General features: G+C 67.7%; 12 protein-coding genes and 1 pseudogene. 7 read left to right on the top strand and 6 right to left on the bottom strand.

Annotated elements, in window-relative coordinates; genetic code table 11:
• Both ACWDAS_RS26575 and ACWDAS_RS26570 read left to right on the top strand, forming a co-directional pair.
• A complete protein-coding gene (locus ACWDAS_RS26575; RefSeq protein ID WP_450395579.1) occupies positions 1-4,476 on the top strand; it encodes a tetratricopeptide repeat protein in 4,476 nt (1,491 codons plus the stop codon).
• Positions 4,477-4,808: 332 nt separating this feature from the next.
• Entirely contained in the window at positions 4,809-5,687 is an 879-nt protein-coding gene (locus tag ACWDAS_RS26570; protein ID WP_450395577.1) for a hypothetical protein, read from the top strand.
• Between the two features lie 374 nt (positions 5,688-6,061).
• Here the strand turns inward: ACWDAS_RS26570 and tnpA are convergent, their stop codons facing one another.
• On the bottom strand, positions 6,062-6,490 hold the full coding sequence (gene tnpA / locus ACWDAS_RS26565) for an IS200/IS605 family transposase (protein WP_450395575.1): 429 nt from the start codon (positions 6,488-6,490) through the stop codon (positions 6,062-6,064).
• A gap of 50 nt (positions 6,491-6,540) precedes the next feature.
• Between tnpA and ACWDAS_RS26560 the strand changes: the two genes are divergently transcribed.
• From ACWDAS_RS26560 to ACWDAS_RS26545, 4 genes and pseudogenes are all read left to right on the top strand, one after another.
• Complete coding sequence (locus ACWDAS_RS26560; RefSeq protein WP_450395573.1) at positions 6,541-7,740, top strand: RNA-guided endonuclease InsQ/TnpB family protein; 1,200 nt, start codon at positions 6,541-6,543, stop codon at positions 7,738-7,740.
• 556 nt (positions 7,741-8,296) lie between these two features.
• Positions 8,297-8,764: a ribosomal maturation YjgA family protein gene (locus ACWDAS_RS26555; RefSeq protein ID WP_450395570.1), complete on the top strand. Its 468-nt coding sequence runs from the start codon at positions 8,297-8,299 to the stop codon at positions 8,762-8,764.
• A gap of 45 nt (positions 8,765-8,809) precedes the next feature.
• Positions 8,810-9,220, top strand: coding sequence for a contact-dependent growth inhibition system immunity protein (locus ACWDAS_RS26550; RefSeq protein WP_450395567.1), 411 nt, complete (start codon positions 8,810-8,812; stop codon positions 9,218-9,220).
• A 172-nt stretch (positions 9,221-9,392) separates the two neighbouring features.
• Positions 9,393-9,626 (top strand): annotated as a pseudogene (locus ACWDAS_RS26545) (ABC transporter ATP-binding protein); the annotation flags it as partial.
• Positions 9,627-9,752: 126 nt separating this feature from the next.
• Here the strand turns inward: ACWDAS_RS26545 and ACWDAS_RS26540 are convergent.
• Positions 9,753-10,850 carry a DNA polymerase III subunit beta family protein gene (locus ACWDAS_RS26540; RefSeq protein WP_450395565.1) on the bottom strand — a complete coding sequence of 366 codons (1,098 nt, stop codon included), beginning with the start codon at positions 10,848-10,850 and terminating at the stop codon, positions 9,753-9,755.
• Between the two features lie 663 nt (positions 10,851-11,513).
• Here ACWDAS_RS26540 and ACWDAS_RS26535 point away from each other — a divergent pair.
• Positions 11,514-11,693, top strand: coding sequence for a hypothetical protein (locus ACWDAS_RS26535; protein ID WP_450395562.1), 180 nt, complete (start codon positions 11,514-11,516; stop codon positions 11,691-11,693).
• 152 nt (positions 11,694-11,845) lie between these two features.
• Here ACWDAS_RS26535 and ACWDAS_RS26530 read toward each other — a convergent pair whose 3' ends face one another.
• From ACWDAS_RS26530 to ACWDAS_RS26515, 4 genes are all read right to left on the bottom strand, one after another.
• On the bottom strand, positions 11,846-16,042 hold the full coding sequence (locus tag ACWDAS_RS26530; RefSeq protein ID WP_450395560.1) for a carboxypeptidase regulatory-like domain-containing protein: 4,197 nt from the start codon (positions 16,040-16,042) through the stop codon (positions 11,846-11,848).
• A gap of 53 nt (positions 16,043-16,095) precedes the next feature.
• Positions 16,096-18,480, bottom strand: a complete 2,385-nt coding sequence (locus ACWDAS_RS26525; RefSeq protein ID WP_450395557.1) for a M4 family metallopeptidase — start codon at positions 18,478-18,480, stop codon at positions 16,096-16,098.
• Positions 18,481-18,521: 41 nt separating this feature from the next.
• Positions 18,522-18,689 carry a hypothetical protein gene (locus ACWDAS_RS26520; protein WP_450395554.1) on the bottom strand — a complete coding sequence of 56 codons (168 nt, stop codon included), beginning with the start codon at positions 18,687-18,689 and terminating at the stop codon, positions 18,522-18,524.
• Between the two features lie 122 nt (positions 18,690-18,811).
• The gene (locus tag ACWDAS_RS26515) at positions 18,812-21,634 is read right to left on the bottom strand and encodes an ATP-binding protein (protein WP_450395552.1); all 2,823 of its coding nucleotides are present in this window, start codon (positions 21,632-21,634) and stop codon (positions 18,812-18,814) included.
• Between the last annotated feature and the right edge of the window lie 334 nt (positions 21,635-21,968).

The following is a 21,968-nucleotide window of genomic DNA, read 5'->3' as shown; positions in this document are numbered from 1 at the left end:
ATGGACACGGATCTGATCGCTGAGGTATACGCGCGGACCGGTGACAGCCCCTGGTGCTCTGGATCTGCCTACGGTGTGGGACCACGTCTGCTGCTGACGGCAGCCCACGTGGTGCTGGTCGACGGTGTACCGGCACGTACGGTAAAGATCCGCTTACTCGGCGCCGCTGACTATGTCGAGTGCACCGTCATCTGGCACCGCTACGGCGAGGATCTAGACGTCGCGCTCCTGCGCGTCAGCGATCCCGAACAGAGGCTGCCGCTCCGGTGGAAGGCTCTCCGCTGGGGTCAGCTGGTGACCTCGGCGATCGGCACGCCTGTGACAGCCGCGGGATTCCCGGACGTGCAGCGGCATCCGGACGGGTTCCGCGACACGGAGCAACTCAGCGGCAGGATCAATCCACTTACCGGTGTCAAGACAGGCTGGTACGCGGTAGCTGTCGACGATCCGCCCACGCGGGTGGAAGCGAGCAGTACTCCGTGGCACGGCATGTCGGGAGCGGCGCTGTTCGCTGACGGCCTCCTCGTCGGGGTCGTCGCCGGTGACCAGGGCGGTTTCTCCAGCCGCCGTCTGACAGCCGTGCCTGTTGCCTCGCTAGCCGCCGACCCGGAGTTCCGCTCGCTGCTGGAAGCCGATACCGGCCGGGCATGCGTCATCGAGCCGGCGGAGCTGCGTCGGCTGTTCTCGGAGCCGCCGGCGGCCACTTCACCCGCAGCGTTGCTCCGCGCAGACGTGGAGGCGGTGCCGTTTCACGGCCGCACAGACCTCTTGACAGCACTGGAAAGTTGGTGTCACGAACCCGGTTCCTTCTCGACGCGGCTGCTCGTGGGCGGCGGTGGCGAGGGCAAGACCCGGCTCGGTGTGGAACTCGGCCACCGCCTCCGTGCCCAGGGCTGGGTCGCGGGCCGGCTCGCCGAGGAGGCGCCCGCCGAGACGCTGAAGGCGCTAGAGCAGCTTTCCCGCCCATTGCTGCTGGTCGTCGACTACGCCGAGACCAGGAAGGAGGAACTACGCGCACTGGCACGTCACTTGGGCCATCCCCGACATTCAGTACGGCTGCTGCTTCTCGCCCGGTCGGCGGGAGAGTGGCTGACACAGTTGGCCGCGTCGCCGAACCTGTCGTCCTTGGTAGCCGCGCCGGTCGAGCACCTGGAGCCGCTGGAGGTCACACCGACCGGCCGTGTCGCCCTATGGCGCGCCGCGGTCACCTCACTGGCGGACGCGCTATCGTCTCTGCCCGACCACCAGGATGTGAACTGGCGAGGCATACGTGACCAGGTGGCTTTGCGGCCAGCCCTGGGAACGGGCGGTACCGACGACCGCTCGGTTCTGGCCCTGCACATGAATGCCTTGGCCGCCCTGTTGGAGGCGGGCCGTCCCCTGGGCTCGTTGACGACACGCACGGAGGACGTGCTGCTTCTCCACGAACAGCATTACTGGGAGAAGGCGGCGAAGGCACGGGGCCTGATCCTCGGGACCACGACGCGTCGGCATGCGGTCGCCTCGGCGTCGGCGTGGAGCGCCACCGACGAGATCGAGGCTTTGCCCGTGCTGGGAAGGGTGTACGGCCTTCGGGACCTGGGGGAGGACCGTAGCGTCGAGGCAGCGCAATGGATTAGCGATCTGTACCGGACGCCCAGCCACTTCTGGGCGACGCTGCAGCCGGACCGACTCGGCGAACACCTCATCGGCACGGTGCTGAAGGAGCGACCACAGCTACTGCATGATGCCGCGAACGTAGCGACCGGACGTCAAATCACCCATCTGCTCACCGTACTGGCCCGGACAGAGGTGCGTCATCGCCATGTGGCCGCCGTCCTCGCCGAACTGATCAAGGAGAATGTGGACCGGTTCGGTGTCGCCGCGGTCACAGTGATCGCTGAGACCGAAAATCCAGGGCCGCTGCTAACTGCGGTCGACGCGGTGCTCGCCGAGCCGGAAGCCCTTTCGCTGGACATGCTGGAGGCCCTGCTCGAGGCCATCCCGCAATTCACGGAGAGATTGGTGCGCCAAGCGACGGTGGTCGCGAAGCTGGTCGCTGGCCGCTGCCGTCTCGCGACCGAATCGGGCGCCCCTGCCGACAAGGACCGGTACGCCCGGTCCCTCGAAGCGCTGGCGAACCGCTTGGCCTGGGAGGGCTGTCGGGCCGAGGCGGTAGCGGCGACCAAGGAGGCGGTGCTGCTCTACCGGGAATTGGTCGCCGCGGACCCGCAGACTTACGAGCCACACCTCGCGGAGGCGCTGGCACGCCTCGCATACCGGTATGTGGACCGAACCCGGAAAGAGCGCTGGTCCCAAGGCGACGTCAAGCGGGCCGCTCAAGCCGTCAACGAGGCGGTGGGGTACGCGGAGCGACTGGTCAAGCTCGACCCGGAAGCGCACACGTCCCGACTCGCCCGCTATCTCGTCAACCATGCGAGCAGACTTGTCGACCTGCGGCAGTATGGGCGCGCGATCGCTCAGGCGGAGCGAGCCGTGGCCATGAACACGCGGTTGGTCGGCGCGGACGCCGAGGCCTATCTTGCGGACTCGCTGCTGATGTTGTCCAAACGACTGTTTCCCGCGGGTCAGCTAAATGAGGCGTTGTCAGCCGTCCAGCGTGCCGTCGCCATCCGCCGACGGCTGTTTGAGCAGGCGGCCGACCCCGCGTCGGCAACGGCCATCGCGCTGACCCGTGCGCTCGGCCAGCTGGCGATCGTCCTCGACGGCTGCGGGGATGCCGAGGGGGCGCTGAGGGCTTCCCAGCAAGCATCGCGGATCGCACGCGACCTCGTTGACGCGAGGCCGGACGGGAACCTTTCGGTGCTGGCCGAGTGCCTCGTTGATGTCGCCCGGCGCTGGACCGTCCTGGGCCGGGAGGACGAGGCAACGAGCAGCCGTGAACAAGCGGTGGAAATCTGGCGACGGCTCGCGAGGATGAATCCATCGCGCTACCTCCCCAATCTGGAACGGGAACTGTTCCTCTCCGCTACCTCATCAGGTACCAAGGCGCCTTCGCCTGCGGCGCTGGCTCGCTTGGAGGAGGCCGTAGAGGTTTGTCGGCAACTCTATGCCGTCGCCCCTGAGTACGGCCTGCGCCTGGCCGACTCCCTGACCATGCTGAGCAAGTGGTATAGCGAGACCGGCAGAGGGGACGACGCGCTGAAGGTCCTGCGCAGCGCCATGGACACGCGCCGGCAACTCGCCGCCAGGAGGCCGGCGAGCTTTCTGGAAATCTACGCGACGAATCTGGTGAGGCTGGCACGCCACGAGGCCGGACTGGGATACGTACGCGAGGCGCTCCGGACATATCAGGAAGCCTGCGCGTCCTTCGCCCGGACGGAGGCGGCCGCGCGGAAACCGGAGCTGGCAGCGCGGGCGCAGGCCCTGGAGTCCGAAGCGGAGAACCACGTCGAGGCGGGTCGAGAGGAGGACGCGCTCACCTCGTATCAGCAAGCCGTCACCGCTTACGGGCAGGCGCTGACCGCGCCGACTGACCCGGAACTGGTCCTGCAGGCCCCGACACTGGCCAGGAGAGCGCGTGCGCTGGCCGCGGCAGGACGGGACGAGGAAGCCCTGCCCCTCTTCGTGCGGGCGGCGGACGTGTACGGAAAACTGGCCCAGCAAAACATTAACCGGTACGTCGGGCCGCATGTACTCGCGCTGAATGCGGCTGCCAAACGCCTGACCAGAGCCAAACGGCATGACGAGGCGCTGGGCATGCTCGAACGCGTGACGGCGGCGTATCAGCGGGCGGCCGACGCAAATCCGGCCCGCTACACACTGCATTACGCCCGCTCTCTGGTGCCCGTGGCCAAGAACCTCATGGGCGCCGGCCGCGACAGTGACGCGCGCGCCGTGCTGCGCAGAGCGCTCGACGTGTACCAGAGCATGGAGCAACGCACGGAGCCGGTGAACCAGCTGTACTATGCGCAGGCCCTGGAGACGGTGTCCCGTCTTCTGGAAGCCATGGGCGAGGGCGAGGAATCACTGGCGGTGCTGCGCCAGGCGGCGGCCATTTACCAGGTCCTGGCGGGGAGCGACACCGAGGCGTACTTGTGCCAGTATGCACAAGTCATCGCCGTGCTCGCCGGGCGGCTGCGTACGGCAGGCAGCCTCGATGACGCCCTGACCTATCAGCGAGAGGCTGCGGAGAGCTATCGAAGGCTCGCCAACCTCATCCCGGTTAAGTACACGGGGCACTATGCGACGTCACAGGTGCTGGTCGCCCTGTGGCTGAGCGAACGGGGACGGGACAAGGAGGCGATGCTGGCCCTGGTCGAGTCCGTTCTCGTCTGGCGTCGGTTCAAAGCACCGGTGTCCCATTCCCAGCAGATGCAGCTGGCTCACTTCCTGGAATATCTGGCCAAGCAACTCGCCGAGGCCGGTCGGGGCCGCCTGGCTGAGGAGGTGACGCGGCGCAGCGCTCCCTTCTGGGCGCAGCTGGCCGAGGCAAGCCACGACCATGACCCAAGCAGTCCGCTCAGCACCCGATGATGTTCACCGCCAGTCCGCCCCGCGCTGTCTCTCTATACCTCATAGTGGAGCAGCCTATACGGCCAGCCCCATGACCTGCGGGAACGGGGAAATTTTCTCCACGATCGGCGTCACCGTGAGCCACGCCGTGGAGCAGCCGGAGCCACGGCAGGCGACCGCCGAGGAAGCGTCGCTCCTGGGCCTCCGGAAGGCCGCGCTCGTAGCGCATATCCGCGGCGCCTGCGGCCCGCAACTGCCTCTTGCGGATCGTGAAAAGCCATGGCAATAGAACGCGTGACGGTCTGCCTGCCGCCCTCCGATCCGGGGAAGTGCGGGACGCGTCAGGCGCCGCGATGGCGCCGTACGACTACAACCGCGAGGATGTCCCCGACGATCCCGACTGGATGGGCGAGTGGGACTACTGGCGGGTCGACGGCCGCGGCTGCGAACTCCCCGTTCGCGCCGGGTATCAGGACGACCCCCGCATCATCGGGGGTGCTCTGACTCTCTCCGGCACGCCACGGGTCTACCCACCGGGCACATGTGACGGCCGTCCTCGTGGGCTGCCGGACTTCGACGCCGCTCGCGCCCCGGTGGCTGCCGAGGCGGCACGTACCTTCCGCGAATGGCACGAGTTCGCGTCCCACTATCCGCCCGCCCAGCCGTTGAACCACTTCTGGGAGAAGCACGATGCCGACCCCGAGGGCCATCCCGCGCAGCGTGTGCACGAGAACCACGACGGCCGGTCGGTGATCAGGGCGCTCCACGGCGAGCGCCCGGACCTGCGGGACCGGGTGAGCAGCTGTCCCGTCGATTATGTTGGTGACGATCTTGATGACTTCGTGGAGCGTCAGGTTGCGGACGTCCTGCCGACTCATGCCCTTCTGACCCTCGACGGCAAGTGGAACCACGTGGGCTCGCTCGACGTCCGCCGTTGCTTCAACGCCCACCTCGACCAACTGCCGTCCGACGTCCCGATCGGATCTCGGAAGTGGGACGCCGGCTCCCCGTCGGTGCGACGCCTCAACACGGCAACGGAGAGCACGGAGCGGGCACTTGGGACCACCGGCGCGCACATGCCGCTCGACGCGTGCGTGGCGTCGGCACGATCGGGCCGGCTCCGCTGCAACAGAACCCGGCCCTGTCCCCTGGTGCGAGTGGCAACGGCCGGGGTCAGCCAAACAGACCACCCATACCCCAGGGGCACCCGACCCGGGCGCCTGACGGGATAAGATCCGGTGAACCGGATTTCGTCGTGGTCTCAAGGACAATGGCAGCAGGTCGGAAAGCTAAAGGCAATACCTTTGCGGTGCGATACGCCCCGAAGAATGGCCGCAAAAGGCTCATCCTGTAGTCGACCGGAGTCCTGACCTGGCCGTACGGGCCGACTGCACGGACAGGCACATGGCGCGGTCGTCCGGATTTCGCCCACGCTGCCGTCACGCGAAATCAATTCCGGATACCCGGTGGACCGACCCCCGGCGTGGGCTCCACTCTGCCCATCCCACTTCTTCGGAGGGAATCCCCGCCTTCAGGCGGGGAGGGAATCCGATCCTGGGCCCGGAGGCGCGGAGCGCCGGAGTCCTCTGCCTCTTCGTCGTGACGGTCAGGTGGGCCGCTTCTGGTTCTCGATGTAGTCCTTCACCACTTGAAGTGGTGCGCCGCCACATGATCCGGCGAAGTAGGAGCCGGACCAGAAGCGGCCGTGCATGGTGGCGCGGTTGACGCGGCCGGTGAACTCGGCGCGCAGGTACCGCGAGCTGACGCCCTTGAGGCTGTTGACCAGGCTGGAGAGAGCGACTTTCGGCGGGTAGTGCACGAGCAGGTGGACGTGGTCCTCTTCGCCGTTGAACTCGATCAGGTCCGCTCCGAAGTCGGTGCACACGTTTCGCATGATCTCTTCGCAGCGCGTCAGCATCTCGTCGTTGAAGACGTTGCGTCGATATTTGGTGACGAACACCAAATGTGCGTGGAGATTGTAGACTACGTGACGTCCGCGCCGTACATCGGGGTTTGGTTCCCAGCGTGGTGACATGCACCAAATCTAGCGCGGTCGGCGGAATTGACGCGGAGGGGGTCGGCTGGATGATCCGTGCGTACAAGTTCCTCCTGCGGCCCACCGTGGGCCAGACGATCGCGCTCGGCGAGATGCTGCGCGATCACTGCTCGCTCTACAACGGCGCCTTGCAGGAACGCCGCGACGCCTACCGGCACGTCTCCAAGAGCACCGTCCGGTACGGGGACCAGTCAGCTCAGCTCAAAGAGATCCGGGCGTTCGACCCCGAGCGTCAGGGCCGATGGTCGTTCAGCTCGCAGCAGGCGACGCTCAGGCGTCTGGACAAGGCGTTCGCCGCGTTCTTCCGTCGCGCCAAGGCCGGGGAGAAGCCCGGTTATCCGCGCTTTCGGGGTACCGGCCACTTCGACACCGTGGACTTCCCCAAGGACGGCGACGGCTGCCGCTGGGACTCCACACCGCACGATCCCGTCACCCGCGTCCGCTTCCAGGGCATCGGGCATGTCAGGGTGCATCAGCACCGCCGGGTGGCCGGCAAGGTCAAGACCGTCTCCGTCAAGCGTGAGGGCAAGCGCTGGTACGTCATCCTGACCGCTGAACAGGCCCGGCCCGAGCCGCTGCCGCCGACTGGCAGCGTGGTCGGCATCGACCTCGGCATAGCCAACCTCCTCGCAGACTCAAACGGCCACTTCGTGCCCAACCCGCGTCATGGCCGCAACGCCGCCGCGAAAGTCGAAGCAGCGCAACAGGCGCTCAGCCGGTGCAAGCGCGGCAGCAAGCGCCGCCGCAAGGCCGTGGAGAAGGTCGCCCGATTACACCGCAAGGCAGGCCGCCAGCGCCTGGACCACGCGCACAAGACCGCGCTCAAACTCGTACGCGAACACGATTTCATCGCGCACGAAGACCTCAGGATCCACAACATGAGCCGGGCTCCTGAACCCAAGCCCGACCCCGACCGGCCGGGCGGCTTCCTGCCCAACGGGGCCGCGTCCAAGGCCGGACTGAACCGCTCGATCGCTGATACCGGTTGGGGGGTGTTCCTCGCGATCCTGAACGCCAAGGCTGAAAGCGCCGGACGGGAAGTGATGGCCGTGGACCCCCGCAACACCTCCCGGCGGTGCCCCGAATGCGGGCACACCGCCAAGGAGAACCGCCCCACACAGGAGAAGTTCCACTGCGTCGCCTGCGGCCACCACGCACACGCAGACACGGTAGGCGCCCTGAACGTTCTACGGGCCGGGCTGGTCCGTCGCGAAGCCCAAACGGCATAGCGAGAAGCCACCCCCTTCAGGAGGTGGAGGAGGAGTCACGGAGGCCCCTCACCGTCGGGCTGCAACCCACGGTGACATCCCGGGGCCCAGCGAGTGGCAACGAGCGCGGGAGGTCCCTCAGCGTGCCGCATGACACGCACACACACCATTCATCCACCGGAAGACCCCAGTCCGAGAAGTCGCGGTATTTGTCTGCCCACAGTCGTCGTTGCCATCCTGGTCGCACTGGTCCTGGGATTCGTGCTCGCCTCGCGTATCCGGATCGACGTCCACATCACGGCACCAACACTGCCGGCCCTGATCGCGGCGGAGCTGATCCGCCGGCTCGTCGGTTCCTTCACCTCGCCCAAGGACCGGTGAGTACCGAGAGTACGAGCCGGCGCAGCGGCCACGCCCGCTGCGCCGGCTTCCGACAGCCGGAAACACGTCGACCGGGGGGTGTTCACGCACCGGGATCGCCCGACGTCCAGGCCGTGTCCATAGAGGATCTACATCGGCGTGCCGCCGTGAGCCGGCGACCATCCCGCTCTGGCCCGCTCCCCCACGGATGCCCGGAATGAACGTCCGTCAGAATGCCCCTGGGACTCTCGAATCCAGAACCCGCGACAGCACTGCCTACCTGGTACGGACTCGTCTGGTGGCAGCCGGGGCCGCGGTGATCACCGTCGGTGCGGGGCTGGGGCTCCGGGCCGTGGCGGAGGGGAACATCGCCAAGTACGGCGGAGACGCGCTGTACACCGTCCTGCTTCTCGCTCTTGTCGTCCTGGTGGCACCACGGGTGACGCCCCTGACGACTGCCGGAAGCGCGCTGGCTGTCAGTTGGGGGGTGGAGTTCCTGCAGCTCAGCGAGGTGCCTGCGGAGCTCTCCCGGCGCAGCTACGTTGCCCGTCTCGTGCTCGGTTCCACTTTCAATCCGCCGGATCTGTTCGGGTATGCGATCGGCGCGGCAGCGGGGTGGCTCGTTCACACCGCGGTGTGCTCCTTCCTGTCACGCCGGCGCGCGGGAACGCCGTTGACGCCGTGACCTGAACGGAGTGACGTCGCCGCAGTACTTCCGGGAGAGGGGCCATTGAAGCGAATCTCGTTCGATCGAGGACTTTCCATCGAGACCCTCGAGGGAGACGTCTGGCCCGATCCTCCCGAGGCGTCCACGGGTCTCGTCAGAAGTGTGCATGCCCTCCGTCGTCGCCCTGTTGGCACCCTGACCCCTTGGGACCTGTCCCGGTTGATCGGGCAGGACGTCGGCCTCACGTTCACTCTGCCGTTGGCATTGGAGATCCTCAGGGACACAGCGCCCCGGCAAGTGGAGTCCGGCTTCTACGATGACGACCTGCTGACAGCGGTACTCACGCGAAAAACTGCCACCTGGGCGTCATTTCCGGGGCTTGCCGCGGAGGTGGAGGAGACCCTGGAAATGCTGACCCACCTCTCGCCGTATATCCGGCAAGAGGTGGACCGATTCCGCGCGGCCCTCCTCTGATCGCCTGCCTCAGGGATGACGCCTGTTCAACAGCAGCGACGCGGTGCTCCGACCCCCGGTCGGCGGCGCCGACATCGGCTTCGCGGCGGCGCTGCCCTACCGGTCGGCTTCACCGGTGTCCTTCTGCTCGCGGAGGCCTTGTAGCGGGACGGCCTGCACTGCCCGAACCGCCTCGGCGCTCTTTGTCCAAGAGGAACTGTGGCGGCTCATGGAGCGGCGCACCGCGCTCGTGGTGGCACACCGCCTGAGCACGGTCACCACCATGGGCCGGCTCGTCGTCCTCGGACGCGGGCGGATCGTCGAGCAGGGCACCCACCAGGAACTGCTCGCCACGGATGGCGCCTACGCGCAGCTGGGGCAGCACCAGTCGGGAGGCTTCCTCGACGACAGCCCCGCGCGAACGGATCCGCACCGACACGAACCCGGTGGGGCCCGGTTCCCTGACGCCGCCGCGAGATGGCGGAGGTCCACCGGCCGGCACTGCTGCCCTGTTCGGCACGGCCGGCCGGGCCTCCGCCCGTGCGCGCTCCCGTCAGTTGTCCAGGCGGACAGGCATCAGTACCGAAAAGGCGTCCTCGGTGTCGGTCCGGCGGATCGCCAGGGGCGCCGTAGGAGCGCCGAACTCCAGGATCAGCTGGTCCGGTGCTCCGGCGGCGAGGGCATCCAGAAGGAACCCGCGATTGACGGCGACCCCGCCCTCGTCGTCGTCGCCGTCCTCACAGACGCGCACCGTGCCGTCGCCCGCCACCTTGAGCACGGTGATGTCGAAGGACACCCCGTCCTGCTCGCGCACCTCGCTGGCGCGGACAGGGCCGGTCTCGAGCGCCGCCCGGAATGCCGGGACATCGACGAGGGCACGCCGCCCTGCCGGCAGGCGGACGAGGCGGCGGTAGTCGGGGAAGTCGTGATCGAGGCACTGGCCGGCCGCCTGACGGTCCCCCGCCTCCAACGTCACGCGGTCACCGTCCACGGCCAGTTGGACGGATGCGTCGTCGCTCAGCAGCGCTCGCATCGCGTCGGCGAGCGGGGACGGGACGATGACCTGCGTACGGGGCCCGTCATGCCCGGTCGCAGCAGCTTGCGCGACCGCCATCCGGTACCGGTCGGTGGCCACGACATGAACAGCCTCACCGTCGATGTCGAACAGGACACCGTCGAGCATCGGCAGTTCCGGGTCGGTACTGGCCGCGAAGCGGACCGCGTCCAACGCCGCGGCCAACTCGGGGGCGGAGACAGCCAACCGGGCGGTGGCAAGGGTGCGGTGCGACGTCATGGGGTTCTCCCTGCGTTCGAGTAGTGCTCTGACCGTGGAGAACTCGATGCGGGCATCGGACAGCCCCAGTTCAAGACGCCGCAGATGCGCCTGAAGCAGCTTCCGCACCAGATCGGTGTCCTGACTGGACCAGCCGGCCAGCAGCAGTCGCATGTCCGCCAGCGGCATGCCGGCCCGACGCAGCCGGGCCAGCAGCCGGGCCTCTTCGAGCTGCTCGGGGCCGTACCAGCGGTAGCCGCTCACCGGATCCACCCACGCCGGGACCAGCATGGCGGCACCGTCGTAGAACCGCAGGGCGCTCACGCTCAGCCCACTGTCCCGAGCCATCTCACCGATACTGCGCATCTCGCTCTCCACACCCAGAACTCTGAGCCCTCCACCAAGTCGAGGGTCAACCCCGGCCGTCCGGCGCCCGGGTGGCCGGGCAGCGGTACTTCCGGTCCGGTCCGGACACAGCGCTTCCCCACTCGACGTGCGACTCACCACCGCTCCCGCGCTTTACGGGACACGTCCGCTTCTCGCAAGGATGCATCCTGAATACCACTAGGAGGCCGTCGATGCCGGGACGGCCTCCTGGCGGTACACCTCGCCCGGCAACGCCGACGGCCGGGCAGGCACCGGCGTGGCCGGCAGTCGTCGGTCACCCCGGCGAGGCGATCCCCCGCGCTCCGGCAATGGGGCAGCGAACTGCCGGCCGCGCTCGAGCGGCGCGTCGACGGCGGACACAGCGGTGGGGCGCGCGCTCGGGCACGTCCGGTGCGAGGTCGACCGTTTCGCGGTACGTGGAGTTCTTTCACCGAGCGGGCAGGCTGCGGATACTTCGGCACTGGCGACCGGCCCAGTCCCGAGGACGTCTCTGCGACCGGGCCGCGTCGCCGGGCTGGGCCGACAGCGTGCTGGAGATCCCCACCACGTAGTGCATGCCCCCGCGCGTTCAGGCCGAGCCGGAAGGCCGCCGCATGTCCGTATCCGGCGTCCGCAATCGTCAGCGGCACATCGCTCCCTCCCCGGAGGCCAGTGATGTTCTTCGACATGGGCCCGTTCGAGGTCCTCGTCAATACCGCCCTGGGGATGGCGGTGTTCACCTTCCGGGGTGAGGGTGTGACCCTGCGCGTGTTGCTGGCGACCGGTGCCGATCCTGAGCCGGGGAACGCGCACAGCAGATGCCCGGCCGGGTTGACCGGCCGGGCATCTGTCTGACCTTCTGTCCGCCGCACGAGCGGGTTCATGTGATGCGACGGTTCTGGGGCCTTACCCTGACGGGCGAGGGCGTTCGCTGCGCCGTCTCCGCTTCACTGCCGCATCCTCACAGCAGACGGCGTATTCGGCATACGAGGTCCCCGGGGTGCTGGTCACCTGCTGCTTTGCAGGGCGAAGTCGGCCTTCGTCCGGCCGCCCGGCGTGGTGTCCACCTGCTGGCTGCTCGAGTCGTATCCGTCGTTGGTGACCGTGACGGTGGTCTTGCCCGAGGACGCCTTCAGCCACATGTCGTAGACGCCCTGGCTGTTGGTGGTGGCGGTGATCAGGTCCGTGCCCGCACGGGAGAGGGTGACCCCCGCCCCGCCGAGCCTGAGGCGGCCTCCCCCGTCGCTGACCGTACCTGTGATCTCCGCCCAGTTGGCCGGAGCGGTTGCCTTCAGTGCGACCGGGACGGCATGGCTCCCGTACGGCGAGTCGTCGATCAGGGACAGGCTCGCCGCGTAGCCGCCGGGGGCCGTGAGGACCCTGGCGTCGGCGGTGACCCGGACCTGTGTCGAGTGACCGGGCGCCAGAGTCACCGTCGTCGCGCTCTCCGACAGCCAGTTCACGTCATCGCCGCCGCACTGGTCGAACCCGGGCAGCCTCGCGGCAAGATTATAAAATTGAGGATTGTGCGCGTAGCCGGCTTCTCCACCGACCATGGAGACTCCGCAGCCGGTACCGGTACCGCGCCTGGCAGCGCCAAGGGCCCCGTAGGGGGTGTTGGGCAGGTCGGTCCAGACATCGGCGATCGGGTCGTACTGCTGCGCTCGATTGCTCTCGCCCTCGACGTAGCCGAAGGGGTACATATCCTGGTTCCAGCCACCGTAGACCTGGAGTTTTCCGTTAGCTGCTGAGTACCACGACTGAGCTTCGGGGTGTGGCATGTCAGCACCCTGCGTCCACGTATTGGTCGTGGGATGGTAGACGTAGGTATTGCCTGTTATCAGCTGATCCCTGCGCGGGTCTGGCTCGGGGAACATGCCGCCGGCGCACACGATGCTGTCGTTGACACCACCACATCCATTGAACCTGGTGATGACGGGGTAGTCGGCGATCTGACTCCAGGTGTCGCGGGCCGGGTCGTAGCGGTAGGACGTAGCCACGGGTCTATTCCGGCTGTCGAAGCCGCCGATGACGTACAGCTTGCCGTCGAGTACGGCGACGGCGCTGCCGTACATCGCCTGCGGCAGATCCGCCACTCGTGACCAGCTGTTGCTGTGCGGATGGTAGGCGAAGGTAGACGGGCTGGCGACGTTCACATGCTCGACGAAGTGGCCTCCGCCGACGACATACAGGGTTCCGTTGAGGAACGCGCCTGCAGCATTCGTGCGCGGTTCCGGCAGAGGGGTGATCCGCGACCAGGAGTCGGCGCCCCGCTCGTAAACGTAACCATCCGAGACGATGGATGTAGCGGTGCTGCCGCCCACCCCGTAGATCTTGCCCTCGTAAGAAGCGATGACTCCGTCATTGAGAGCATTAGTGGGATAATTGGGCAGGACCTGCCACGACTGATCTGCCGGGGTCTCCAGCGCGGGTGAAGACGGGGCCTGGCTCTGCTCGGCCACAGTGACCTTGATCGGTGCCTGCCCGGTGTTGGTGAGGGTGACATCCTGGCTCGCCTTGCCGTCCAGTGCGGCGTCCAAGGTCACTTTTCCGGACGTCACCTTCAACTGCCCGGCCTGCAGTTCCGGGGTGTAGCGAGACACCTTACGGGAGACAACAACATTCGCTGTGGTCGTTGTGTACCGGGGGGCCGTCGTGGTGACCTTGTTAGCGCCGGCGTTCGGACTGTACAACCAGTAGAACCCCGTGCCTGGCGCACTGGCCGAGCTACGGTACCGGTCCGCGAGGGGAGCCGCATCGACCGTAACGGTTGCGCCGTTCAGCGGTCGATGCGTGTTGCCGTCCGTCACGGTGCCCGTGATCATCCCGCCGCCGATCGGCCGGCACTGACCGACCGACACGTTGTCCACCTGGCCCCAGGACTCGCCGTGGCCGACGTAGTGAAAACGGACTTTGACGTTGCTATGGCCAAGTGCCTGGGTGAGCGGAACATCGACGGGTGCTAGGAAGACAATGTCGTCTGTTTGGAAGACCTTTGTCCAAGTACTGCCATCATCGGTGCTGATGGAGGCGTCGAGCGCGCCCGCGAATTCGAATGCGTCGAATCGCAGGGCCGCACTCGTCTGCCCGCTCAGGTCGAACGACGGCGAGGTCAGATCCGTGTCCTCGGCCCGGATACTCCCATCGAACAAACCACGGGCCAACGGGTCGGCGCTTGCAAAGCTGCCATTGCCGGTAAAGACATTCTCTCCCGGTTGCTCATCGAATTCCCAACCGACCTTGGTGTCGGCTGTGTGGGTGGTGCTCCAGCCGTACCGCGGCTCCTTCCCCCAGTCCTCGAAGTCGGCCTGTGCGATGTAGCTGTATCCGGGTGCGGTGCACGCCGTCATGTCCGCCGCGACGGAAACGTTGCGCCGCACGTCGTCAGCGCCGAGCGCGACGTCGATGGACCGCTTCGTGTATCCGGGGTAGACCGGTGCGACGTGCATGGTGTAAGTGGCCCCACTCGGCAAGTTCGTCGAGTAGATGCCCGTCCTGGGGTTGGTGTAAAGCGTCCCGCTCGGGACCCCGTCGATGGTGATTTTTGCGTAGAGCGGCCAACCGTTACCTGATCCGTCGGTCACCTTGCCTGACAGCCTCCGCGTCGGAACTTTCACCAACTTCAGGTCCGCAGTCGCGGTGGTGTCGGCCGTCACGGTGACGTTGTCCGTGGCGCTTTCATAGCCAAAGGACGATGCCGACACGTGGTACGTGCCAGGAGAGACCCCCAGTCGGTATGCGCCTTTGCTGTCCGTCGCGGCTGTGTACACCTGGGTGCTGTCGTCCGTCAGCGCAACGTGCACTCCGGCCATCGGCGCGTCGGCCCCGTCGGTGACGGTGCCGCTCACCGTGCCGATCGCTCCGAGATGGAATGCGGTGGTTCCGTTCGGCGTGCCAAGCCCGGAGGGGCCGTCGTAGCCCACTGTCCCGCTGCACAGGTAGGTGGGGTCACAGGTTCCGTTGAATCCCGAGGTCACATCATTGAGTCGAGAGTTCGCATACGGATAGCTGTTGGGATACGTTCCCGCCGTCATCGGCCCGGCGAGCGCGTAGGTCGCGGCGATGATCGGAGCTGAAACGCTGGTACCCCCGTAGCCGGTCCAGCCGCCGTGAACCGAGTCGTATACGGCGACAGCGGTGCCCGGGTCGGCGACCGCCGAGACATCGGTGACGGTTCGCTTGTCGCAACCGGTGTCCTTTTGGAAGGAGGGCTTCACCTCGATGGTCGAGCAGCCCGAACCGGCACCGTCCCAGACCGACTCCCTCCAGCCGCGCGCCGTGGACGGGTCCGCCTTCAAGCTGGTGCCGCCAACGGCGGTGACGGTGGGCGAGGACGCAGGAAAGCTGACGCCGTAATAGGTGTCGCCGCTGCTGGCCACGATGGCGACACCGGGATGGTCGTAGTATTTCTGCGAGAGCGCCAAGTCATTGGCACTCTCACCGCTACCCGGCGTGATGAAGTAGTTGCTTCCGTAGCTGTTGGAAACTTCCGTAGCGCCCAGCGCGACTGCTTCGTTCACGCTCTCGCCAAGGTCATCGACGCGGTCGGAGTTGGCCTCGACAAGGATGATTTTGGCCTTCGGCGCGACGGCCGACACCATGTCCAAGTCGAGTATGGTCTCGGCCGCCCAACCGTCTTGGAAGCGCGGGTAGTGGCCCTGGATGCCGTCTTGGTTGACCTTGATGAACTGGCCGTCTGTCAACGGCGGGAGCCCGAACTGCTGCCGGTACACGGCCAGGTCGGCGGCGGCTTTCGGGTTGTCGTAGGCGTCGACGACGGCGATCGTCGTGCCGGCTCCCCCGTCCGTCGGCAGGTTGTAGGCGCTGAGCAGATCGCTGGGCGCCAGGCCCTCCGGAGCGGCGGCGCGGACGCCTTTGCCGCCATTGACACCCGTCACCCGCAGCGCGAAGCACCGCGCCTCGTTCTCCGACTTCGGAACGTCGCACGCTGCCTTCACACCATCGGGCAGTGTAGGCGAAGTGGTCTTGGCCGACTGATTCGACTGCTTGCGTTTGGCCTCAAGCAGAGACTTGACCTTGGCTCGATCGCCGGGAGACACAGCGGAGTGCCCGGTCTTCACCACCGGGGCGGCGGCGAACGCGGAGGTCGGGACGGCAACGAGCACGCCGAGACAGGCGGCTATCAGGCCCGACAAAGGGGCGCGCAAACGCCCACGTCTTTTCATGAACAGATAACCCTTCAATTGAAATCAGAGGCGGGGTCGAAGCAGTCAGTCGGAAGGCTCCTCCGAGACGATCAGGAGCCGCTGACCACCGTGTCGTCGATCAGGAAGGTCGTCTGAGCGACGGAGTCCTCGGTGCCGGTGAACTTGAGGGTGAAGGTCTTGCCGGTGTAGTCGGACAGGTCGACCGTCCGCTGGACGTAGCCGGTGCTCTTGTTGAGGTTGGACCACGTGCCCAGGGTGGTGGTGTCGGCCTTGAGGGTCAGCTTGTCGTAGGCGGTGTTGGCCGTGGTCTCTGCGGTGGTGATGGAGAGATAAAAGGTGAGGGTGGCGATGTTGCAGGAAGCCGGAATCGTCACCGACTGGGAGAGCGTGTCGGTGTGGACGACGCCGTAGCCGTTCAGCCAGGCCTTGTAGGAGCCGGTATGGGCGGGCGTGCCTGCGCTGTTGTCGATCACACCAGGGCTCTGGGTCCAGGCGTTGGCACCGCCTTCGAAGCCAGGGTTGGTGAGCAGTTGACCGAAGGAGCAACCGCTGCCGGCCGGGTAGATCTTCCAGGTGAAGGTGGCGGAGCCGTCGTAGTTGAGATCGTCCTTCACCGTCACGGTCGTGGTGTATTTGCCGCCGGTGGTCGGGGTGCCGGAAATGAGGCCAGTGGAGGTGTTGATCGACAGGCCGGGCGGGAGCCCGGTCGCGGAGAAGGACAGGTCGCCGGGGGTGGTGCTGCTCGCCTGCATCTGCAGGCTGACCGAAGCACCCGCGAAGTACGTCTGGGCACCCGGGCTGGTGAAGGTGACGCGGTTGCCGACCCCGATCGCCACCCAGGTGTTCACGACCGTGTTGTAGGTGGCGCTGCCCGCGCCCCACAGGTCGGCGGCGGCCTGCAGCGACTGCTCTCGGGCCTCAGCGTAGTTGGTGCTGGAGGTGAAACGCTCGGTGAGCGACTTGTACCAGAGCTTGAGGGCGTTGTCCCGGCCGATGCCGGGCACCGGCACGTCGTCCGCGGTCGGGCTGTCGTAGTGCACGCCGTTGATGACCTTGGCACCGCTGCCCTCGGAGAGCAGGTAGAAGAAGTGGTTGGCGGGGCCGGAGGAGTAGTGCACGTCCAGGTTGCCGAGGCCGGGGTCCCAGAAGTCCGCCGAATAGCCGTCGAGGCTTGGCTTGTCCATGTACCGCAGCGGCCTGCCGTCATGGAACAAGTCGATCTTCTCGGCGATCAGGTAGTCACCCGGGTCGGCCGGGTTGTTGGCGTAGAACTCCACGCCGGTGCCGAAGATGTCCGAGGTGGCCTCGTTGAGGCCGCCGGACTCATCCGAGTAAGTCAGACCCGCGGTATTGGCGGTGACACCGTGGCTCATCTCGTGACCCGCCACGTCCAGCTCGGTCAGCGGGTGCTTGCCATCGTCTCCATCGCCGTACGTCATGCAGAAGCAGTCGTCGTCCCAGAAGGCGTTCTGGTACTTGTCGTCGTAGTGCGTACGGGAGTACGCGGCGGCGCCGTCGTTGCGGATGCCGCTGCGTCCGAAGGTGTTCTTGTAGAAGTCCCAGGTCTCCTGGGCGCCGTAGGCGGCGTCCACACCCGCGGTCTGCACGGTGGACCCGTCACCGTCGCCCCAGGTGTCGGAGGACTGCGAGAAGAGCGTGCCGGTGCCCGACGTGTCGTGGTTCAGGTCGTACGTCTTGTGGCCACCGCGGGTGCCGTCGGTCATGTTGTACGAGCCGTCGGACTGCGTGGTGGCGATGTTCACCTGCCCGCTGTACTCGCTGTTGCCGATACCGGTGTCGATGCCCTGGTACTGGTAGAGCTTGGCTCCGGTGGTGGCATTGGTGATCACGTGCAACTGGCTCGGTGTGCCGTCGTCCTGGAAGCCTCCGACCACCGACTCCCAGGCGAGGGTCGGCTTTCCGGTGGCGGCCCAGATCACCTTGCGGGGGGCGGTGGCCGACGGGTGCACGGCGTGGTCCGCCTTGGCGACGGTCAGCGCGGCGGTCTTCGCTGACGCGGCGCTCTTGGCAGCGGTGGTACTGGCCACCGTGATCGAGACGTTGGTCGCCTTGTTCACACCGGCGATGGCCCCCGCGGGGCTCTGGTGGACGATCAGGTCTCCGCCGAGGACCGGAAGCCCGGCGAAGGTGCGCTCGTAGTGGGTGTGGGTGCTGCCGTCCTGGTCCTGGGCGACCGACTTGACGACCAGTTGCTCCTTCGCGCCGAGGTGCAGGGAGGAGGCGGTGGCGGCGCGATGAGACCGGGCCTTGGAGAGCAGAGCCGTCCGCTGAGCCGGAGAAAGCTTCGCCGGCAGCGCGCCCGCGCGTGGCGCGGCGTGGGTGCGGGCCTGAACGGCGCTCACAATGGTGGTATTTCGAGCCGAGGCCGAGCCGGCGGGCAGGCTCACGGCGACCAGGGCGGCACCTGCTATCAGGGCACCTGCCGCGGCTGCGCCGCGGTGGGATCTGTGCATGAAAACACTCCTTGCAGCATGAATTTCAGATCAGAGGTGCGTCAGAGCGGCTCGTACCCGTCAGGCGCCCCGCGGTCGGCGTCCTCTCCGCCGGCGTGCTCGGGCTCGCCGTGTTCGCCGTGTTCGCCGTGTTCGCCGTGTTCGCCGTGTTCGCCGTGTTCGCCGCAAAGCTCCTGCTCCTGCGGACTCGTACCATCCGTGCCGCTCATGAACGACCCTCCGTCGCCGCGCCCCGAACGGATGCGTCACGCGAGTATGGGTCTGGGTACCGGGCGCCTACGATTGGTCAAATGAACTAAAGAATGCAGACGGGCACGTCGTGCCCAGCCCGTCAGTCGAGGCCGGTGATCTGCGTCACGCTCAGCGCCAGCGCCGTTCGGGAGCTCACCCCGTACTTGCGCATGGCCGACGTCAACTGCGCCGCGACCGTGCTCCGCGACCTCGACAGTTCGACGGCGATCTGGCGGTTCGTCATGCCCTGCAGCACCAGTTGCACGACCTCCGACTCCCGTGGCGACAACCGGCTCCCGTATCCGCGCCTGCCACTGCGCCGTGCTCCCCGCGCGGCCCGCTCGCAGCGCTCGGCGCCCTCCCGCGCCCGCGCCTCCTCGTACGGCCTCGGCAGCTGCGACCAGGCCCGCGCCGCCTCGCCCCACGCCTGCGCAGCAGCCTCGAACTCCCCTCGTCCCTCGGCGCACATCGCCCGGCACGTCTCCAGCGCCGTATGCGCCGCCGGGGCACTCCGCCCGCGCAGCCCGTCCTCGAAGGCGGCCACGAGGTTCTGTGCCTCTGTCTGCCGCCCGGTCGCGGTCAGGGCGGCCACCCGCACGGGCACGATCTCCGTCGCCCAGGTCCACATGCTCTTGTCCGTGATCAGGCGTACGGGATCCCCGGTCAGTGCGAGGGCGCCCTCGACGTCACCCGCGGAGAGCCGCAGGCGTGCGTGGCTCGCGGCGGACTCCAGCCACAGGGCGACGATGCCCCGGCGCTCGCCCTCCTTGCGGAGCGTGCGCAGCAGATCTTCGAGCTGTACGTCGCCGCCCGCCGTCGCCAGCTTCAGCTGAGCCCCCACCAGCTGCGCCTCCAGCCGGCACACCGGGTCGTCGGCCACGCCCGCCCACTGCTCGACCCGCTCGGCCAGCTGCTGCCAGGAGCCGGTGAGGTAGTCGAGGCGCAGGAGTGTCACCAGCGCCATGTTCCGGATCATCGAGAACCCATGTCGTTCCGCCACATCGACGGCGCTGGTCACACGGGCTCGGGCTTCCGCGTACCGGCCCCACCGTATGGCGGCGTCGCCGATGTTCAGTTCGGCGCGGGCGCGTTCGAGCGCGATCTGCGGCGTGGACTCGTCGTCGTCGATCTCCCCGGCGAGCGTCCAGCCCGCTTCCTCACCGAGTTCGAGCAGCGCGGTGATCCGGTTGACCAGCAGGATCTTCCGCTCGTGGGGGACGAGCCGGGAACCGGCCGCGAACCGCCGGGCCCGCTCCAGCCAGAACAGATGGGTGGAGGCGGGCCACGGCCCCGCCCACGGCAGTCCGAGTACGGTCATCGCCCAGGCATCGGCGAACGCGCCCTCGCCGAGGTCGGGTATCGCCAACTCCAACTCGACTGCGGCGGCCGCGTGATCACCGAGGCTGTACAGCAGACGCCCGAGCTGACCGCGCACATCGGCGCGGTCGCGCGCGCTGAGCCCGTCCGTCTCCAGGACGGCACGCAGGGCGCTCACAGCCTCCGCACGCCGGGCGTAACCGGTGAATGCCAGGAACGGCATCTTCCGTACCAGCGGAGCCACCGCCTCCGCGGGCAGCAGCGGTTCGGTGATCAGTTCGTGCAGCAAGGTCATGGCGGTGAGATGGTCGCCGGAGGCGAGGGCGACGTCCGCCGCCTGCTCGGCGTACTCGCACCACCGCGCCGTCTCGCCGGCCTCCCGGAAGTGATGGACGAGCCTCTCGACCGGCCGGGGGCGCGCGGTCTCCAGCAACGCGGCGGCGCGCCGGTGGGCGGCTCGCCGCTCGGCGCGCGACGCCCGGTCGTACACCGCCCGAGCGGCCAGCGCGTGGCGGTGGACCATCCGGCCCGGGCCCGAGTCGTCCTCGGCGAGCAGACCGCTGTGCAGGGCGCCGGCGACGGCGGCTTCGACCACCGGCTCGATCGCGGCGCTCCCGGCCCCGGCCAGCCCGGCGACCGCGCCCAGCATTCGCTCGTCCGCCGGATCGCCCAGCACGGCAGACGCCAGCAGCACCCGCTGGGCGCCGGAATCGAGCCGGCCCACCCGCTCCATGACGGCGTCCCGGATCGTCGGCGGCACGGCGATGTCGTCGAGGGTGCGCCGCACCCATTGACCCTCCCGCCGCACGAGGTCCTCGCGGTCCCGCAGCAGCCGGATGCACTCCTCCACTACCAGCGGCACTCCCGCGGTCCGTTCGTGCAGGAACGTGGCGAACGCGGCGGAGACATGCCCGTCGTCCAGCATCGACGAGACAAGGTCCGCGGTGTCCGGCACCGCGAGCCCACCGAGACGGACGCGGGCGTGGCTCACGCCGGTACTCGTCTGGACCCGGGAGGACAGGCGCAGCAGCAGGGAGTCAGCGGTCACCTCTTCGGGACGGTACGTCAGCACCAGGCTGAGCGGCATCGGCCGCCGCGAGACGAGGGAGAGCAGGAACTCCAGCGTCGCCTCGTCCGCCCAGTGCACGTCCTCAACGACCAGGATCTCGATGCCGAGACGGTCGAGGAGTTCGGCGAAGGCCCGGATCAGGCGGTGCCGGGCGGCACCGGCGTCGGCCAGCTGCTCCGGCGCGGGCGGCAGGCCGTCCGCCCATTCGGGAAAGAGCGGCCGCAGCGTACCGGCCAGCGCCGAAAGCCCGAGGTCCGCCACGTCCGCCCCGGTGGGTACGGCCTGCCGTACCGCGTCGACGATCGGCCCCAGGGTCAGCAGTACCTCGCGGAACGGCGGGCAGACCGCCACCAGCGAGCGCATCCCCTCCGGAGCGACCGCCGCCAGTGCCTCCTCTACCAGACGGCTCTTGCCGATGCCGGCCTCGCCCTCGACCAGCACAAGTGCGGGCAGTCGTCTCAGTGCGTCCGTCACACGCCGCAGCTCGGCGTCACGCCCGACAAAACGGGGACTGTCCGCACACGCATTCCGCTGCACCCGCCCGCCCTCCGCGTCGCCCCGTTCTTCCCGGCATCCCTGCTCCTGCACGCCGCCCGGCTGGGGCTGAAGCAGCCTCGGTCCACGTCAGAAGCCAGAACGCGCAGCACAACGCCTACAACCAAAAGGTATTTGCGTCGTCAAGTAGAGTCCATACTGGAACGTGCCATTCCGTCAAGAGGCCACGACCGGGTGCCACCGCCCCGCACCGAATCCCCCTCCCGTCGGGACCCATCAATCGGAGGTGTTCTCCCACTACGCTCCCGCGTACGCGTGAGGGCGAGGGCACGCCCGCGTGCATCGCGGGCTTCTCGTGAAGGCCGAGGAAGACCTC

This window comes from Streptomyces sp. NPDC001070 (assembly GCF_053598835.1).
Note: the sequence above shows the minus strand (reverse complement) of the source record. Positions and strands in the feature narration are given on the sequence as shown.